General features: G+C 30.5%; 16 protein-coding genes. All 16 read left to right on the top strand.

Annotated elements, in window-relative coordinates; translation table 11 throughout:
* Nucleotides 1–80: 80 nt before the first annotated feature.
* The 16 genes from yabG to Ctaglu_RS25815 all read left to right on the top strand — a co-directional run bounded on the left by yabG (nt 81) and on the right by Ctaglu_RS25815 (nt 16,529).
* Nucleotides 81–995: a sporulation peptidase YabG gene (yabG, locus tag Ctaglu_RS00700; RefSeq protein ID WP_124997045.1), complete on the top strand. Its 915-nt coding sequence runs from the start codon at nt 81–83 to the stop codon at nt 993–995.
* Between the two features lie 314 nt (nt 996–1,309).
* Complete coding sequence (locus Ctaglu_RS00705; RefSeq protein WP_124997047.1) at nt 1,310–1,567, top strand: Veg family protein; 258 nt, start codon at nt 1,310–1,312, stop codon at nt 1,565–1,567.
* A 272-nt stretch (nt 1,568–1,839) separates the two neighbouring features.
* Nucleotides 1,840–3,402 carry a DUF3794 and LysM peptidoglycan-binding domain-containing protein gene (locus Ctaglu_RS00710; protein ID WP_124997049.1) on the top strand — a complete coding sequence of 521 codons (1,563 nt, stop codon included), beginning with the start codon at nt 1,840–1,842 and terminating at the stop codon, nt 3,400–3,402.
* 241 nt (nt 3,403–3,643) lie between these two features.
* Nucleotides 3,644–4,486, top strand: coding sequence for a 4-(cytidine 5'-diphospho)-2-C-methyl-D-erythritol kinase (ispE, locus tag Ctaglu_RS00715; protein WP_124997051.1), 843 nt, complete (start codon nt 3,644–3,646; stop codon nt 4,484–4,486).
* Nucleotides 4,487–4,761: 275 nt separating this feature from the next.
* The gene (locus tag Ctaglu_RS00720; RefSeq protein ID WP_124997053.1) at nt 4,762–4,953 is read left to right on the top strand and encodes a CLC_0170 family protein; all 192 of its coding nucleotides are present in this window, start codon (nt 4,762–4,764) and stop codon (nt 4,951–4,953) included.
* Nucleotides 4,954–4,994: 41 nt separating this feature from the next.
* On the top strand, nt 4,995–6,455 hold the full coding sequence (locus Ctaglu_RS00725; RefSeq protein ID WP_124997055.1) for a spore germination protein: 1,461 nt from the start codon (nt 4,995–4,997) through the stop codon (nt 6,453–6,455).
* A 33-nt stretch (nt 6,456–6,488) separates the two neighbouring features.
* The gene (locus Ctaglu_RS00730; RefSeq protein WP_124997057.1) at nt 6,489–7,604 is read left to right on the top strand and encodes a GerAB/ArcD/ProY family transporter; all 1,116 of its coding nucleotides are present in this window, start codon (nt 6,489–6,491) and stop codon (nt 7,602–7,604) included.
* Nucleotides 7,594–8,769: a Ger(x)C family spore germination protein gene (locus Ctaglu_RS00735; RefSeq protein WP_124997059.1), complete on the top strand. Its 1,176-nt coding sequence runs from the start codon at nt 7,594–7,596 to the stop codon at nt 8,767–8,769. Before Ctaglu_RS00730 ends, Ctaglu_RS00735 begins: the two co-directional genes overlap by 11 nt.
* 61 nt (nt 8,770–8,830) lie before the next feature.
* Entirely contained in the window at nt 8,831–9,460 is a 630-nt protein-coding gene (gene spoIIR, locus Ctaglu_RS00740) for a stage II sporulation protein R (RefSeq protein WP_124997061.1), read from the top strand.
* 79 nt (nt 9,461–9,539) lie between these two features.
* A complete protein-coding gene (ypeB, locus tag Ctaglu_RS00745) occupies nt 9,540–10,910 on the top strand; it encodes a germination protein YpeB (protein ID WP_124997063.1) in 1,371 nt (456 codons plus the stop codon).
* A gap of 275 nt (nt 10,911–11,185) precedes the next feature.
* Entirely contained in the window at nt 11,186–12,217 is a 1,032-nt protein-coding gene (locus Ctaglu_RS00750; RefSeq protein WP_124997065.1) for a D-alanine--D-alanine ligase family protein, read from the top strand.
* A 37-nt stretch (nt 12,218–12,254) separates the two neighbouring features.
* On the top strand, nt 12,255–13,238 hold the full coding sequence (locus Ctaglu_RS00755; protein ID WP_124997067.1) for a tRNA 4-thiouridine(8) synthase ThiI: 984 nt from the start codon (nt 12,255–12,257) through the stop codon (nt 13,236–13,238).
* Between the two features lie 14 nt (nt 13,239–13,252).
* A complete protein-coding gene (locus Ctaglu_RS00760; RefSeq protein WP_124997069.1) occupies nt 13,253–13,672 on the top strand; it encodes a YwiB family protein in 420 nt (139 codons plus the stop codon).
* A gap of 552 nt (nt 13,673–14,224) precedes the next feature.
* A complete protein-coding gene (gene pyrG / locus Ctaglu_RS00765; protein WP_124997071.1) occupies nt 14,225–15,829 on the top strand; it encodes a CTP synthase in 1,605 nt (534 codons plus the stop codon).
* A 42-nt stretch (nt 15,830–15,871) separates the two neighbouring features.
* Nucleotides 15,872–16,201, top strand: a complete 330-nt coding sequence (locus Ctaglu_RS25810; protein ID WP_233439644.1) for a hypothetical protein — start codon at nt 15,872–15,874, stop codon at nt 16,199–16,201.
* Nucleotides 16,158–16,529: a hypothetical protein gene (locus Ctaglu_RS25815; RefSeq protein WP_233439645.1), complete on the top strand. Its 372-nt coding sequence runs from the start codon at nt 16,158–16,160 to the stop codon at nt 16,527–16,529. The genes Ctaglu_RS25810 and Ctaglu_RS25815 overlap by 44 nt, the downstream gene beginning before the upstream one ends.
* The last annotated feature ends 367 nt before the right edge of the window (nt 16,530–16,896 follow it).

Genomic DNA, 16,896 nt, shown 5'->3' on the forward strand with positions numbered 1-16,896 from the left:
ATGGAGAAATTTTTTTTTACTTTCACCTATTAACTATATTTTCATAATATATATTACAAGCTTAATATGGAGATGATATTGTGAAAATAGGGGATATTGTAGTAAGAAAATCATATGGTGGAGACATTACATTTAAAATAATAGACATTATGTTTGTAAATAATGCGGATGTGTATTTACTTAAGGGAATAAATTTAAGAATTGAAGCAGATTCTTTAAGTGAGGATTTACAATTAGTATCAGAAGACAACGTTGGTGAAATTGATAAGGTCTTTAATAAAAAAGTAAATGCAACTATTAAAAAAATATTAATGAGCAGGATTAAAGGGGCTAGAGGATCGGCTATAGATATTAATGGGAAAATTAAAGATCTGCAGTTAAAACAAGAAAAATACAAGGAATACAAAGAATACAAAAATAAAGAAATGGTCTTTGGGAGACCAGGGAAAATACTACATGTTGATGGGGATGCAGAATATCTAGAGGTTTGCCTAAAAACATATAAGCAGTTGTCTTTAAACGCTGTAGGAAGAGTAATATCAGAAAAGGACCAGCCAAATGAAATAGTAAATTTAGTAAAAGAAATTAAACCAGATATAGTAGTAATTACGGGCCATGATGGTATGATAAAGGGAGTAACTGATTATATAAATTTAAATAGTTACAGAAATTCAAAGTATTTTGTAGAGTCTGTTATAGCTCTTAGGTCTTATAATAGTAACTATGATGATTTAGTTATATTTGCAGGAGCATGTCAATCTTGTTATGAGTCAATTTTAGATGCTGGTGCTAATTTTGCTTCATCTCCAAATCGTGTCTTAATTCATTGCTTGGATCCTGTTCTAGTAGCTGAGAAGATAGCATATACAAATATAGAAAATGTTGTAGCCATAGAAGACGTTATACAGAACACTATAACAGGACTAAAAGGCATAGGAGGATTACAAACTAGAGGTAAGTATAGAGAGGGATTTCCTAAGTCACAGTATATTTAGATAGCAATAAATCTTAAAATAATATATGGATATTATTTTAAGTACCTAAATGGTCTCCCATATTTTGTATGGGAGCTTTGTTTATAAAACTGAATATATATATAATTAAAGGAGATACTAGAAAGATTAGTATTTAAAATATATTAGTACCTCATAATGTTAAGCTCCATAAAACAGAGAAAACTCAATTCTCTGTAGAATAATCTATAAAGGTGTACTTTGTTAACATATAATTAACATTGACAAAATTGTTATATTAGTGATAAAATAATAAGTTTGCTTGACAAATATAAAAATACCCTGTATAATATAAGATGTGGAGAGAAGGTGTTTACTTGGAACAGATAAATGTATTGACTTCAATAAAAGATGAAATTGAAAGTCATGTAGGCGAAAGAGTAACATTAAAAGCTAATGGTGGAAGACGAAAAATTCTTGTAGATAATGGAGTTATTGAAAAGACATATGCAAGTATTTTTGTTATTAGATTAGAAAATGACACCCACAGAACCGTGACATACAGTTATTCAGATGTTTTGACAAAAACAGTTCAAATAGTTTTTGCAGGATAAAACGATACTGTACCTTGGTATCGTTTTTTACAATTATAAATTAGTCTGGCACATATTATATAGAATATATTTCGTTATTAATAATGGAATATATTTTACATGATATGTGCTTTTTTTTATTTAAATGTAAAATTATGATGAATTTTGAAATACGAATAAAAACATTGAATATCATATTTTATTCACTATTACTATATATATTATATAGTAGGTATTTTAAGAGGGTAACAATTCATAAGTGTTGCCACAATAGAAATATGAGGAGGCATAGCATGGAGATAAATTTAATAAGAGAAAATATAGAGTATGAACAACTGCTAGGAGAAAATACTGCGGATACTGTAGTAAAAGAAGAATATGTAATACCAGATACTCATCCAGACGTTAGAGAAATTCTTATGTTAGACGTTAAAGCCATTATAAATTCTAAAGAAATAATTGAAGATAAGGTATATTTAGAAGGGCAACTTCAATATAATGTACTTTATATTTCAAAAGATCAAGAACGCAGTGATGTGGAAAATGTAGTATATAGTTCTAAATTTTCAAATACAATAGATGTAATGGGTGCCAGGCCTGAAATGCTTTGTGATGCTGAGTGTTTTCTAGAACATATGGAGTGTAGGATAGTTAATGAGAGAAAAATATGTCTAGAAGGTATTTTGAAGTTAAAATCTGAAGTGTATAAAAGTTTTAGTTTTCAAATAGTTAAAGATATTGAAGCTGTAAAGGATGTTCAATATTTGAAAAATCCAGCCAGCATAGATAAAGTTACAAAGAGTTTTAATGGAGAGCTTATTGGTAAAGCAAATATAAAAGTTCCAAATGATAAACCGGAAATTGTTAAAGTTATAAAATATGATGTTAATGTTCACAAAAAAGAAGTAAAACTGTACGACGGTAAAATTCAAATTAATGCTTTTGCATGTATTAATATAATGTATAAGGGAAGAGATAGTAGGGAATTATTTTATATTGAGCAGGAAGTTATGCTAAATAAAGAGCTGGATTTTGAAGATGTAAGCCCTTATATGGAAAATTATACAGACTTTAGAGTGGATGCTATGGGATTTGACATTAAGGAAGATGATTTAGGAGAAAAAAGGATTATTGATGTAGAATTTTTGATAAAAACTAATACCAGGGCTGTGCACAAAGAAGAAGTGGATATGATTGAAGATGTTTATTCACCAACTACAAAGCTTGAGATGGATAAAAAAGATTATGGACTTAATGTAATGCAAGGGCAATTATTAACTGAGACCTTAGTTAAGGGAGATATAGAATTAAATAATACTATGGCAAAACCAAGCAAGGTTATTATGTGTAATGCTAGCGTTTGTGTAACAGACAAAAAAGTCATTGAGGATAAGGTTATAATTGAGGGTATAATGAATGTAACCGTATTATATAGAAGTGATGATGAAGAAAAATACCTTTCTTCGGTTTCAGAAGAGATTCCGTTTACCTGTGGGGCTGAGATATTAGGAACTAAGATAAATATGAGCAGTGTGTGTAAGGTTTCTCTAGAAAATATAAATGCAGATATTGAGGTTGGAAATATAGCAATTAGAGCTGTAGTTAAAGTATATGCAAGAGTAAATTACATGGTGCAAAAGAAATTTTTAGTTGACGTTTATCCAATAGAGGGAGAAGTGCCTAAGAAAAAAGCTAGTATTACCATTTATGTAGTTCAATCTGGGGACACCTTATGGAAAATTGCTAAAAAATATAATACTACAATGCAAGAAGTTGCAAGGGTTAACGGGATAGAAGATCCTAATGTTATAAAAGTTTCACAAAAACTTATGATACCAGGTAGAATAATTATATAAACAAATTTTAATAAATAACAAGTCATTATATAATATTTGACTTGTTATTTATTTTATATATGCATTATTTTAAATTATATGTAGCAATATTAAATTTGTTGTAATATACTAATTTCATTAACAAAATTTCACAAGAGAAGGCTAATCTTATATAAGGCTATGAATTCCTAGTGAGGAATAAACAATTATTAATTAATTAAGAGGCTTTAGTGGATTCACAATAAAGAGTTGGAGGAAAATCATGTTAGTAAAAGCTTATGGGAAAATAAATATATCTTTAGATATAGTAGGTAAAAGAGAAGATGGATATCATTTGCTCAAAATGATTATGCAAAATGTAGATTTATATGATTCTATGTCCTTTCAAAAATGCAATAAAGGTATTAATATAAGTTGTAATAAACCTTACATACCTACAGATGAGAAGAATTTAGTATATAAAGCTGCAAAACTTTTTATGGAAACTTATAATATTAGCGAAGGTGTAAATATATATCTCAAGAAAAATATTCCTGTAGCTGCTGGTATGGCAGGTGGGAGTACAGATGCAGCGGCTGTTTTTAAAACATTGAAAGAGTTATTCGAAATGGATATAGACGACAATGAACTTATGAATTTAGGGGTAAAAATAGGCGCAGACGTCCCTTATTGTATAATAGGGGGGACTGCACTGTGCGAAGGTATAGGAGATATTATTACTCCACTCGCCCCTTTTAAAAATCAAATTTTAGTGTTAGTTAAGCCTAATTTTGGGGTATCAACTAAAGAAGTTTACAAAAACTTAGATATTAGTAAAATCTTTAAGCATCCAGATACAGAGGCCTTAATAAAAGCTATGGAAGAAGAAAAATTACAAGATGTATGCAACAATATGAAAAATTTACTTGAAAATGTTACCCTAAGAAAATATCCAGTTCTCAAAAGAATAAAAGAGGATATGATTAGAATGGGGGCAATGGGTGCAATGATGAGCGGAAGTGGACCCACAATATTTGCTTTTTTTGATGATATGTTAAAAGCTCAAAGATGTTATGATAAATTTAAAACTCAATATAAAGAAGTATATATAACAAGAACCATTTAGAATTAATTTTATAGTGAAATATAAGAACGTGGAAAAGCCTTTGTGGTTTTTTCACGTTTTTATGTGGTTAGCCCAGTATGGGCGAACCATAAGCTAGATTTAAATAACAAGACAGTGTATTAGTATATTGTCTTGTTATTTATTTTCCATGACTAAGTGAATATTTTCTGCAAGTGTCGTTAAAACTAGTTTAAACAAAGTAAAATCAGCTTGCTTACGTATAAAGTTTTATAATTTATTTTTTTGCTAATTATACTAAAAGAGGGAGAAAAATAATGAGAATCTTAAACTTATTTGATGTATATTTTTTAATAATGATGGTGTTGCAAGGTTCAGTTGTACTTTCTGTGGATGCAAGAAATTTTAAAAAATCTGGTGATGATATTACCAGTAAAAAAGCACGTACCTTAGGCTTACTCGCAATTATCATAGCTATAATTCTATTTACACTGAGGTTCATATTTTAATTTATGTGAATTTATACATATATATAAGGAGGTGAAGCAATATGAAAGAGATGATTGATGATGAAATTCAGCTTGAAGCTGAAAAAAACATAGAGTATTTAAAAGAACTTTTGAAGGATAACTCTGATGTGATTTTTAGAACTTTCAATGTAGGAGATTGGAAGGCAGCTATAGTTTATATTGATGGAATGGCAGATAAACTTCTATTAGACCACTATGTTTTAGAACCATTAATGTTATGTTCAAAGGGAATAGAGAAAACCAAGCAAATAAAAGACAATATACTTTCAGTTACTGATATGCACGAAGTCAAAAAATTAAGTGAAGGAGTTAATGCAGCACTTTCCGGGGATACATTAATGTTTATAGATGAGTTAAATTGTGCCTATGTTATTGCAACGCGTTTTTGGCCCGTTCGGGGGGTAGGTGACCCATCTGGTGAAACTGTAATTAGAGGAGCACGAGATGGCTTTACAGAAACTGTAAGATTTAATACTGCTTTAATAAGAAGACGAATTAGAGATACCAGGCTAAGAATTAAACCTAAAGCTATAGGAGCTAGATCGAAAACCGATGTGGCCATTATGTATATTGACGATATAGTAAATAAAGAAGTACTAGAAGAGTTAAATCGTAGGGTAGATAAAATAAACATTGATGCAGTTTTTGATTCTGCCTATATTGAGCAGCTAATAGAGGATAATAAATATTCTCCCTTTCCTCAAATACAAAGTACAGAGAGGCCAGATGTAGTAGCGGCAGCGCTGTACGAAGGTAGAGTAGCACTAGTTGTAGATAATTCTCCCTTTGTAATTATTGTTCCAACTACTTTACCTAGTTTATTTCAATCTCCAGATGATTATTACCAAAGGTGGATGCATAGCTCTATGGTTAGATTTATTAGGATGATTTCTATATTTATATCGCTTATGGCACCGGCATTTTATGTAGCCATTACCTCTTTTCATACAGATATAATACCTACTAAATTAGCCTATGCTATAGCAGCTTCTAGAGAAGGAGTACCATTTCCTGCATTTGTAGAAGCTATAATTATGGAATTGTTTTTAGCTCTTCTTATGGAGGCTGTGGTTAGATTACCAAAGCCTATTGGAGCGACTATTGGTATTGTAGGAGGACTTATTATAGGGCAATCTGCAGTGAGTGCAGGAATAGCTAGTCCCATTATGATAATTATTGTGGCAATTACTGCTATTACTACATTTGTAACTCCTAATTATGAAGTTACTGCGGCTTTTAGATTTGTACGAATTCTCCTTATTATCGCTTCGGCAATTGTAGGCTTTTATGGGATAGTAATGGGGCTCATTATACTTCTCATTCATTTAGTTAGAATGAAGAGTTTTGGAATACCTTATTTAGCACCAGCAGTAGATACGAGTATTGCGGATTTAAAAGATATGTATATTAGGTCACCAATATCCAAGCTAAAAGAAAGGCCTAAATATATGAAAACGGGAGATAAGATAAGACAGAAATAATTTGTATCATCTTTTATGTGGAGGTGAAGTATTATGAAAGATAAAAAAATAATTGGAGATTTCGCTTTATTTACTACTGTAGTGGTGGCAATGGTAGGTATAGGAATATTTTCTTGCCCAAAGGAAGTCACAGATAAAGTAGGTAGTGACGCCTGGATAGTTATTTTAACTTCAGGAATAGTAATTTTTTTATTACTATATCTTATATACCTGGTTATGAAAAAAAATGATTTTGAAGATCTTACAAACATATTGCAGAATAATTTTGGTAGATTCCTTGGAGGAGCATTTGCTATTATTTTTGCGATTTATAGTATATTTATTGTGTCTCTTGGGATGAGGGAATTTGTTGAAGTAATTAGACTGTTTTTATTGAGACAGACACCGTCAGAATTTATTTTAATTACCACGATTTTAGCAGGTACCTATTTAGTTAGAGGAGAAATAGGTGATTTAGTTAAGTTTAATGAAATTTCCTTCTGGATTATTTTCCTCCCAACTTTTGTAGTGTTCATACTTATCGCTATAAATGCGGACTTTACAAATTTATTACCAGTACTTAACAATAAACCCTCCAATTACTTTAGTGCTTCTAGATATGCAATATTCTGTTTTGGGGGATTTGAAATAGCCTATCTTATTCTTCCTTACGTTAAGAATAAGAAAAATTCATTCCGTATCCTAAGAAAGGGTATTATGTTTGTATCGATTTTTTATGCAATTGTAATGATACTTGTTTTAGCTATTTTATCTAAAGCACAGAGTAGAATTTTATTATGGCCAACTATTTCTATGATCAGATCTTTATATATACCAGGAACATTTATAGAGCGTTGGGAAGGAATAGTAATGGCGCTTTGGATACTTTTTTATTTCACCACCTTTATTAACACATACTTCTTTTCTAGTGAGATTGTAAAAAACGTATTTAAATTGAAAGATATTAAAATATCTTCACTTTTAATTATGCCTATTATTTATGTCGTAGCGTTATATCCAGAAAATATAGCAGAAGTTTATACATTGCAATACAAAACCACTCCAATTATATACACTTCTATATTTGTTTTTGTAATTTTACCCATACTTATACTGCTCATGGGCAAAATTAAAGGTAAAGGGAGGTGGAAAAGTACAGATGAAATTTAAGATGGCTTTACCCATTATCCTAAGCTGCGTTTTACTTAGCGGATGTTGGGATAAAGTAGAAATAGATAGGCTCAATTTCATATCTACTATAGCTATTGACCCAGGACAAGATATTGGTAAAGAAAAGGAATTAAAAAGCATTAATCCAAAAGAGCCCTTTGCTGAGGGGCAGATTAAAAAAATTAATGTAACTTATGGATTTCCAGATATGAGTATGCTAGGGGCTGGAAAAAGTGGAAGTGCACAGGAAAAATATATTAATACGCAGGCTTACTCTATGGAAGATGCATCATCAGAAGCTATGGCTAAAAGCAGTAGAGACATATATATGGGTCATGCTAAGTTACTTATATTAAGTAGTAATTTATTGAAATATAAAGATACTGTAAAAGAGGTAGTAGATTATCTGCAAAGAAATCCTAATATAAATAGAATGATGGATATTGTTGTCTCAGACGGCAAAGCTGAAGACTATATAAAATTCAAACCTATGACAGAAAACAGTACCCAATATTATATATCTGGACTTATGGCTAATAGTAAAAGAAACTCAAGGATTATGAGCATAAATTTAAATGAGTTCCTTATTCTTTTAAGTGAAAATGGGAATGCATTATTACCTAGAATAACTTTAGAAAAGGAAAAAAATGAATTGATTTTAACTGGTGCTGCTATAATTAACAATTATGAATTAAAAGGATATTTTAATCCCTTAGAACTAATGGACATACAACTTCTAAGTGGTAAGTTTAACACTGGCAAAAAAGTTATTTACATTGATGGTCATCCTGTTGATTATGTAATCAATGGGTATGAAAGGAAAATGAGGGTGGAGGAAGAAGGAGATAAGCTAGTCATTAATATTGATTTAGGACTTGAGGGTCAGATAAATGGGTATTATGTAGATAAAAAAATACTGGGAAAAGAGGAATTGCAAAGGCTACAGAATACTTTTAATGACTCCATTAGTGTAGAGTGTGAAAAAATTATGAAGGTTGCTAAAGAGGAATTTGAAATAGATCCCTTTGGCGTACGGGAGCATATTGAAAAGTTTAAACCTTCCTTATGGAATAAGATAGAAAAGGATTGGAAAGGGAAATATAAAAATGCAATAGTCAAGGTTACTGTTAATACTGAAATAAGAAGAATCGGAGCAGTTCAGTGAATATAATTACATAATGTGGTAATAATTCTAATATAAATTATTCTATACAGGGGGGATAACCATGAAAAAATTTATATTAACAAGCATTACCATAATTATTATAATATCCATAGTTTTAAGTGGAAGTAACGTAGCTACGAAAGCTACTCAAAGCGATATTGCTGGTAAACTCATAAGGTTTCACGTAATAGCTAATAGTGATGATAAAATAGATCAAGGGTTAAAATTAAAAGTAAGGGATTCTGTTTTAAAATATATATCACCAAAACTTGTGGATTGCAAAAATATAGAACAATCAAGAAAAATTATAAATAATGAAGATAAAAATATTAAAAAAATTGCTCAAGGCGTTATAAATAAAAATGGTTTTAAATATTCAGTAGCTACAACTTTGTCACAGGAAAATTTTCCGATTAAAACTTATGGAAATATAACGCTGCCTCAAGGAAAATATGAGGCTTATAGAATAATTATTGGAAGCGGTATCGGTCAAAACTGGTGGTGCGTTATGTTTCCGCCATTATGTTTTGTAGATATTACAAAAGGAAATGTATCTTATGATAAAACTGAGAGTGAAATGAAACAAGTATTATCAGATGATGAATATAACTTGGTGAATAATACTGCAAGTAATAATAAAATAGTTGCGAAATTTAAATTAGTAGAAATTTTTGATAAATTATTTAGTTAAATAAAATATATACAAAACTACTGCTAGATACCAAGTCGTAATTGGTGTTTACTAGTGAGAAATTCCAGGAGGAAAATATATGAAAATGCTAAAGAAAAGAATATTGTATACAAGTGCGGTAACTATAATTGTTGTATTCTCAACTACTTTTGCTATACTAATGTTTTTAGAGAGGCTAGATTATAGAAATTATCTTCAAGGACAATATAGTAAAAATATGTATGAGCTTATTAGCTCTGTACAAAACATAAGAGTAAATCTAGGTAAAGCTGCTATTGTGGGTTCTAGAGAGCAAAGTATAGTAGTTTTCGAAGAAATTTTTAGACACTCGGATACTGCAAACGATAAATTGCATTCCTTGCCAATAGAACAATCAGTTGTTGGCGACACTAGTAAATTTTTAACTCAAGTAGGGGATTTCTGCTATAGTTTAGCAAAGGCAACATCAGAAGGAAAGGACTTGAGTGCTAAGCAATATGAGTTAATTGACCAATTAGAAATGCAATCATATACACTTCAGGAGCAATTAAATGCAGTGCTATCTGATATAAATGATGGTAAAGTGAAATGGGGAGAGATTAGAAAAAAAAGTACTTCCGTATTTGCAAAAGTAGGAGATGACCTTGTGAATGAGAAATTCAAGGGAATACAAAAACAAGTAGTTCAATATCCAGCATTAATTTATGATGGGCCTTTTTCTGATAATACCTTAGAAATAAAGCCTAAAATAATATCTCAAAAAGAGGTAAGTCAAAGTGATGCAGTTAAAACAATAAAAAATATATTTGGCGAAGATAAAATAGAAAGCATAGAAAATAAACAAGTACAAGGGAAAACTAAAATACCCTCCTACACCTTTTACGTAACATTTAAAGGGAGAGCTAAAGAGGAGCCTAAAACAGTAATAGAAGTAAGCAAAAACGGAAGTAGAATATTATATTTGTTAGATAATAGGTCTATAGGAAAGGCAACAATAGATATTAAAAAGGCAATAAAGGGTGGAAGTGAATTTATTGGAAAAATAGGATATAAAAATATGGAACCTACATATACCTTAAATTATGAAAACACAGCAGTAGTAAGCTATGTATATAAACAAGGAGAAGTAGCTATTTATCCAGATCAAGTAAAGCTTAAGATTGCACTAGATGATGGTAGTATTATAGGAATTGAATCTGAAAAATTTTTGGTATCACATGTTGAAAAGAGAAAAATAAATGCGCCAAAAATAAATGCAGTAAAAGCGCAGGAAAGAGTTGGAAAGCGTCTGAAAATAAGTAAAATAAGCTTAGCTATTATACCTACTGAGATGAATAAAGAGGTTCTGTGCTATGAATTTTTAGGCTCATATAAGGAGAAAAACTTTATAGTATATATTAATGCTGATACTGGGTATGAGCAAAGAATAATGGAAATAATAGATACTCCTAATGGCAAATTAACTATTTAGCCGTAAGGGCTAAGACGTTGCAAAGGCTATCTTACGTAAGAGAGGATATATTGCATTAAGTGCACATATATCCTCTTTTCTATTGAATTATTTTAGATTTACCATTATAATTTGTAGTGGTGTCATTATGGAGGCTGTTTAAAATTGAGAAATAAATCTTAGAAATTAAAATACAAAGTAATATAAATGATATAATATGATGATAAATTTATTTAGTAAACTTATGTTTTTATTATTCATAAACTAGTTATCATGGTTGTAAGGAGAGATGAAAAATGAAAAAGAAAATAGCGGTATTATTTGGTGGACAGTCCACTGAACACGAGGTTTCTAGAGCATCAGCAACATCAGTATTGAAAAACATTGATCAAACAAAATATGATATATACCCTATTGGAATAACTAAGGATGGGTTATGGTTTCAATATACCGGAAAATTAGATAATATAGAAAGCGGAGAATGGGAAAAGGATCAATTTTTTAAAGTGCCGCAGGGACAAAAGTTTTTATTTAATAAAGAAGTAGATGTAGTATTTCCGTTATTGCATGGACTATTTGGAGAAGATGGTACAATTCAAGGTATGTGTAAATTATTAAATATTCCTTGCGTGGGTCCTGGGGTAATGTCTTCTGCTATTTGCATGGATAAAATATATACAAAATACTTATTGGAAAACTTTAATATAAAGCAAGCTGATTATGTGGTAATTAATACCCATGAGTATGCTGAAAATAAAGATATATTAGTAGAAACAATAGAAAAAAAATTGGGCTACTGCGTATTTATTAAACCAGCTAATGGCGGCTCATCTGTTGGTATAACAAAAGCACATAATAGAGAGGAACTAATACTAGGATTAGAGGAAGCACTAAAATACGATAGAAAAGTTTTAGTTGAACAGGCTATAAATGCTAGGGAAATTGAGGTGGCTGTACTGGGAAATGATTATCCAGAAGCATCTATGCCAGGAGAAGTAATCCCAGCCAAAGAATTTTATGATTATGAAGCTAAGTATAAAAGTGAAGCATCTAAACTTTTAATACCGGCAGCACTTAGTGAAGCTAAGCTACAAACAATTAGAGAAGAGGCCGTGAAAATTTATACAATACTAGATTGCGCTGGCATGGCAAGAGTGGATTTTCTAGTAGATAAAGAAACGGAAGAGGTTTATCTAAATGAAGTTAATACTATACCGGGTTTTACTAAAATAAGTATGTACCCTAAAATGTGGCAAGCTACAGGAAAAACTTATGGGAAACTTATTGATGAACTTATTGAGCTGGCTATAGAAAGAAACAATAAATAATATTTTTATAAAATCTAATGATTAGAGGAGGAGTTTTATGACAACAGCTTTAGCTATGGTTTCTGGAGGTCTGGATAGTATACTCGCAGCAAAACTTGTAAAAGATCAGGGCATAGAAGTTATAGGAATATGCTTTAAATCCTACTTTTTTAATGAGGAAAATGCATTGAAAATTGTTAAACAAATAGATATACCCTTAGTAGTTGTGGACTTTTCAGAAGAACATTTTGAAATGGTAAAGAATCCAAAACATGGACATGGTAAAAATATGAATCCTTGTATCGACTGCCATGCTATGATGATGAGACGTTGTGGAGAGCTATTAGAGAAATTTCATGCAGACTTCATCATAACAGGAGAAGTTTTAAATCAAAGACCTATGTCTCAAAATAGGTCAGCTTTAGACATAGTGAAAAATGAATGTGGAATAGGACATAAAATTCTAAGGCCCTTATGTGCTAAGAATTTGAAACCAACTGAAATGGAGTTAGATGGTTTAATAGATAGAGAGGCTCTTTTGGATATAAGTGGAAGGAATAGAAAGGTACAAATGGAACTAGCGGAAAAGTGGGGTATTAAAGATTATCCATCGCCAGCCGGTGGATGTAAACTTACGGAACCTAATTATTCTGTAAGACTTAGGGAACTCATAGAGCATAAAGAGGATACTTCTAAAGTAGATCTAGACTTATTAAAAATAGGAAGACATTTTAGGTTATCTAAAGATGCTAAAATTATATCTACGAGAACGCAGGAAGAGGGAGAGTTAATAAAACCACTTTTAAGGCCGGAAGATTTAATATTCCAAACTAGGGATTATAATGGATCTACTATTGCTATAATTGGTGAAGCAACAAATGAAGACATTGAGTTTGCAGCTAAGATTTCAGGAAGATATTGTAAGGGCAAGGATGAAAAAATGGTATCTGTTAAGTATGGCAAATATGGTGACCCCCTAGATGAATCTATAGAGATAGCGCCAGCAACAGAGGAAGAAATAAATAAATATATTTTAAATTAGTGAGGAGTAAGCTTATGAAGACAAATGCAGTAATTTCAATTGTTAGCAAGCAATCTGACAGTGAAGAAGATGGAGATGCTATTGAAGTAGTGACACCTGGTGAATTTTACAAAAAAGATAATTGTTATTATGCTGTATACGAAGAGACAGAAATTTCAGGGATGAAGGGAACTACTACTACATTAAAAATTGATGAAGAACATTTTACCCTTATTAGAACTGGAACTACGAATACAGAAATGAAATTTAAAAAATATGGAAGGGATTTAACTTTATACAATACGCCTCATGGCGCGTTAGACCTAACTGTAGATACTAGGGAGTTAAAGATGAACGTGGATAATAATGGTGGAGATGTATTTATAGATTATGATATGATAATAGGAAATCAACAAATTTTAAGTACAACTTTAAAAATTAATATTAAAGCATAATAGTAATTAAGAGGCTGTTTCAAAAATTCGGGTTGTGTGATTTTATAAAATATAAATTTCAAATGAAAAAAGCTATGAAATATAGGATAAACACCTTAATTTCATAGCTTTTATTTGTTTTGTAATAAAATTTTATATAATAAAATTCTCCAAAAAAAAGAAAACCAAAAAAAACACTGGTTAATGATAAAAAAGTGTGATAAGATATTATTATTGTTTTTGAAAACAAATATACCATTTTAATTTACTATTGTATTTATAGGGTAATTTCTATTATAGGGTTATAAAGAGCTTCTGTCAAGCTATTTTTAAAAAAATCAGTATAAATTTTTTAACGACATTTCAGAAGGAAAGCCTCCCGCTTCTATAAGTGGGAGTTGCAAGCTATAACAAATAAAAAACTTCAGTGGGAGTTTAAATCTCCTTCTGAAGTCGTTAATTGCAGCATCGCAGATGATGATTTAACGACATTTATAGAGGTATATATTAGCAATATTAGAGTAAATAAAAACATATAAATAAAGTGGATAATAAAGCATAGGAGGAATAATTATGAATACTAAGTACATATTTGTAACAGGTGGGGTAGTCTCATCTCTAGGAAAAGGAATAACAGCAGCGTCCCTTGGTAGGCTTTTAAAGAATAGAGGATTAAAGGTTTCTATTCAAAAATTTGACCCATATTTAAATGTAGATCCAGGCACCATGAGTCCATATCAACATGGAGAAGTTTTTGTTACAGATGATGGAGCAGAAACAGATTTGGATTTAGGGCATTATGAAAGATTTATTGATGAAAATTTAAGTAAGAGTAGTAATGTAACTACAGGAAAAGTCTATTGGTCAGTTATATCAAAAGAGAGAAGGGGCGATTATTTAGGTGGTACAGTACAAGTAATACCTCATATAACTAATGAGATTAAAGAAAGAGTCTATAGAGTAGCTAAAGAAAAAGATGTAGATGTGGTTATAACTGAAATTGGTGGAACGGTTGGAGATATTGAGTCACTACCATTTTTAGAGGCTATAAGACAGGTGAAATATGAAGTAGGAATAGAGAATGTTTGTTTTATCCATGTTACGTTAGTGCCATATTTAAAGATGGCAGGAGAACTTAAAACTAAACCAACTCAACATTCTGTAAAAGAACTTAGAAGTATAGGAATTCAACCAGACATTATAGTATGCCGCTCTGAGAAGGAAATATCTGATGATATGAAGGCTAAAATCGGGCTGTTCTGTAATTTAGAAGCAGACAGCGTAATTCAAAATTTGGATGCGGAGAACTTATATGAAGTACCACTTATGCTCCACAAAGAGGGATTAGATACTTTAGTATGTAAAAAATTAAAACTAGATTGTGATGAAATAGATAATGCTGCATGGACTTACATGGTAAATAGATTAAAAAATCTGTCCGGAAATGTAAAAATAGCACTAGTGGGAAAATATGTAGAACTTCATGATGCGTATATTTCTGTTGTTGAGGCATTGAGCCATGGAGGGCTTTATAATGATTCTAAAGTGGAGATTAAATGGGTAAATGCAAGCGACGTAACTTCAGAAAATGTCAGCGAAATATTAGGGGATGCTGATGGTATATTGGTTCCAGGAGGATTCGGTGACAGAGGAATAGAAGGGAAAATAGAAGCTACAAGATATGCTAGAGAAAACAAAGTACCATTTTTTGGGATATGTCTTGGTATGCAATGTGCTGCTATAGAATATGCAAGAAATGTGGTAGGACTCAAAACCGCAAATAGTTCAGAACTTGATGCGGATACGAAGTATCCCGTAATAGATTTAATGCCGGATCAAAAGGATATAGATGAAAAAGGTGGCACCATGAGATTAGGATTATATCCGTGTAAATTAACAAAAGACTCTAATGCTCATGAAGCCTACAATGATGAAGTAATATATGAAAGACATAGACATAGATATGAATTTAATAATCAATACAGAAAAGCATTAACTGATGCAGGACTTTTGATTACGGGAACAAGCCCTGATGAAAGATTAGTAGAAATAGTTGAAATTAAAGATCACCCTTGGTTTGTTGGAGTTCAGTTTCATCCGGAACTTAAATCTAGACCCAATAAACCACATGCATTATTTAAAGAGTTTATTAAGGCATCATTAGAAAATCATAAATAAATCTTGTTACAAGGCTGCATGAAAAATAAGCAGTCTTTTTTTTTGCATTTTTTACGACAAAATATAAATTTTATACCAGCAAAAATATATAGTCCCTATATGGAAATTGCATTTACAGATCTTAATACAAGTTCTCTGCCTGAAGATAACACTATTGAGATAAATCCTTATTATAGATTTCAAAATATTTTCAAAGAGTTACTTGATGTTAATTTTAATGAAAGTAAACAACTTGTAGAAACACTTTTTGATATAGTAATTCACTTTTTAGCAGAAATAGATTTCACAAAAGGTCTATGCAAAAAAAGAGTATTACAAAAAGTTTATCATGAAAGATATACAAAATGGTGTTTTTGGAAGTGGGATATCTGAAAGTATAAGTGAATTTAATAAAGAAGAAATAGATTGTTTATTAAGCGGAATAATTACTTTATATGTTACAGGTGTATCCTTACATTTATTTAACAAGGTCATAAGAAAAATATTTAAAAATAATATGGTATACATAAATAATGATAATAATAAAGTGTTATTGATTTATTTAGGAGAAGTTAAAACACAAAAATTAAAAAGAAAAATAGATACAATAATAAATCTATTTTTACCTATAAATATGAATATTACTATATATTGGGACAAACATTTTGGCATTATTGGCTTGGGTAAGACTATGAGATTAGATGAAATGGTAATAAATTAATAGAAAGTTAAGGATGATGATATGAGTACATTTTCATATAAGTTAAATAAAGACAATACAAAAAAGCTATCTGTAAAAAAATAAGTATAAAGAAAAAGAGCTTAGACTATTATAATGGTACCTATAGGAAGGACACTTGAAAAAAAGTGTTTGGATTATAGGTATTTTTTTCGTATAATTTATATATAGATAGGATGGTGGCAAATGAGTAAGATTTTATTTACCCCAAAAGATATTATAACCCTTGAAAATAATAAAAATGTTAAAAAGTTAGTGAATATGCGATCACATATAATTATGAATGTAAAATATTATTTATAGATGAATATATAGCTGGAAAACTACCAAGACAGATTTTTGCCGAAAA

It is taken from the genome of Clostridium tagluense, assembly GCF_003865095.1.
Taxonomy (GTDB): Bacteria; Bacillota; Clostridia; order Clostridiales; family Clostridiaceae; genus Clostridium_AD; species Clostridium_AD tagluense.

Excerpts from the sequence above, each read along its gene's own strand:
- Ctaglu_RS00735 (WP_124997059.1), top strand. The coding sequence starts at position 7,594 with ATGAAATTTAAGATGGCTTTACCCATTATCCTAAGCTGCGTTTTACTT.
- pyrG (WP_124997071.1), top strand. The coding sequence starts at position 14,225 with ATGAATACTAAGTACATATTTGTAACAGGTGGGGTAGTCTCATCTCTA.
- Ctaglu_RS00710 (WP_124997049.1), top strand. The coding sequence starts at position 1,840 with ATGGAGATAAATTTAATAAGAGAAAATATAGAGTATGAACAACTGCTA.
- spoIIR (WP_124997061.1), top strand. The coding sequence starts at position 8,831 with ATGAAAAAATTTATATTAACAAGCATTACCATAATTATTATAATATCC.
- Ctaglu_RS00750 (WP_124997065.1), top strand. The coding sequence starts at position 11,186 with ATGAAAAAGAAAATAGCGGTATTATTTGGTGGACAGTCCACTGAACAC.
- Ctaglu_RS00730 (WP_124997057.1), top strand. The coding sequence starts at position 6,489 with ATGAAAGATAAAAAAATAATTGGAGATTTCGCTTTATTTACTACTGTA.
- Ctaglu_RS00725 (WP_124997055.1), top strand. The coding sequence starts at position 4,995 with ATGAAAGAGATGATTGATGATGAAATTCAGCTTGAAGCTGAAAAAAAC.
- Ctaglu_RS00755 (WP_124997067.1), top strand. The coding sequence starts at position 12,255 with ATGACAACAGCTTTAGCTATGGTTTCTGGAGGTCTGGATAGTATACTC.
- Ctaglu_RS00705 (WP_124997047.1), top strand. The coding sequence starts at position 1,310 with ATGTGGAGAGAAGGTGTTTACTTGGAACAGATAAATGTATTGACTTCA.
- Ctaglu_RS00720 (WP_124997053.1), top strand. The coding sequence starts at position 4,762 with ATGAGAATCTTAAACTTATTTGATGTATATTTTTTAATAATGATGGTG.
- ypeB (WP_124997063.1), top strand. The coding sequence starts at position 9,540 with ATGAAAATGCTAAAGAAAAGAATATTGTATACAAGTGCGGTAACTATA.
- Ctaglu_RS25815 (WP_233439645.1), top strand. The coding sequence starts at position 16,158 with ATGAAAGATATACAAAATGGTGTTTTTGGAAGTGGGATATCTGAAAGT.
- ispE (WP_124997051.1), top strand. The coding sequence starts at position 3,644 with ATGTTAGTAAAAGCTTATGGGAAAATAAATATATCTTTAGATATAGTA.
- Ctaglu_RS00760 (WP_124997069.1), top strand. The coding sequence starts at position 13,253 with ATGAAGACAAATGCAGTAATTTCAATTGTTAGCAAGCAATCTGACAGT.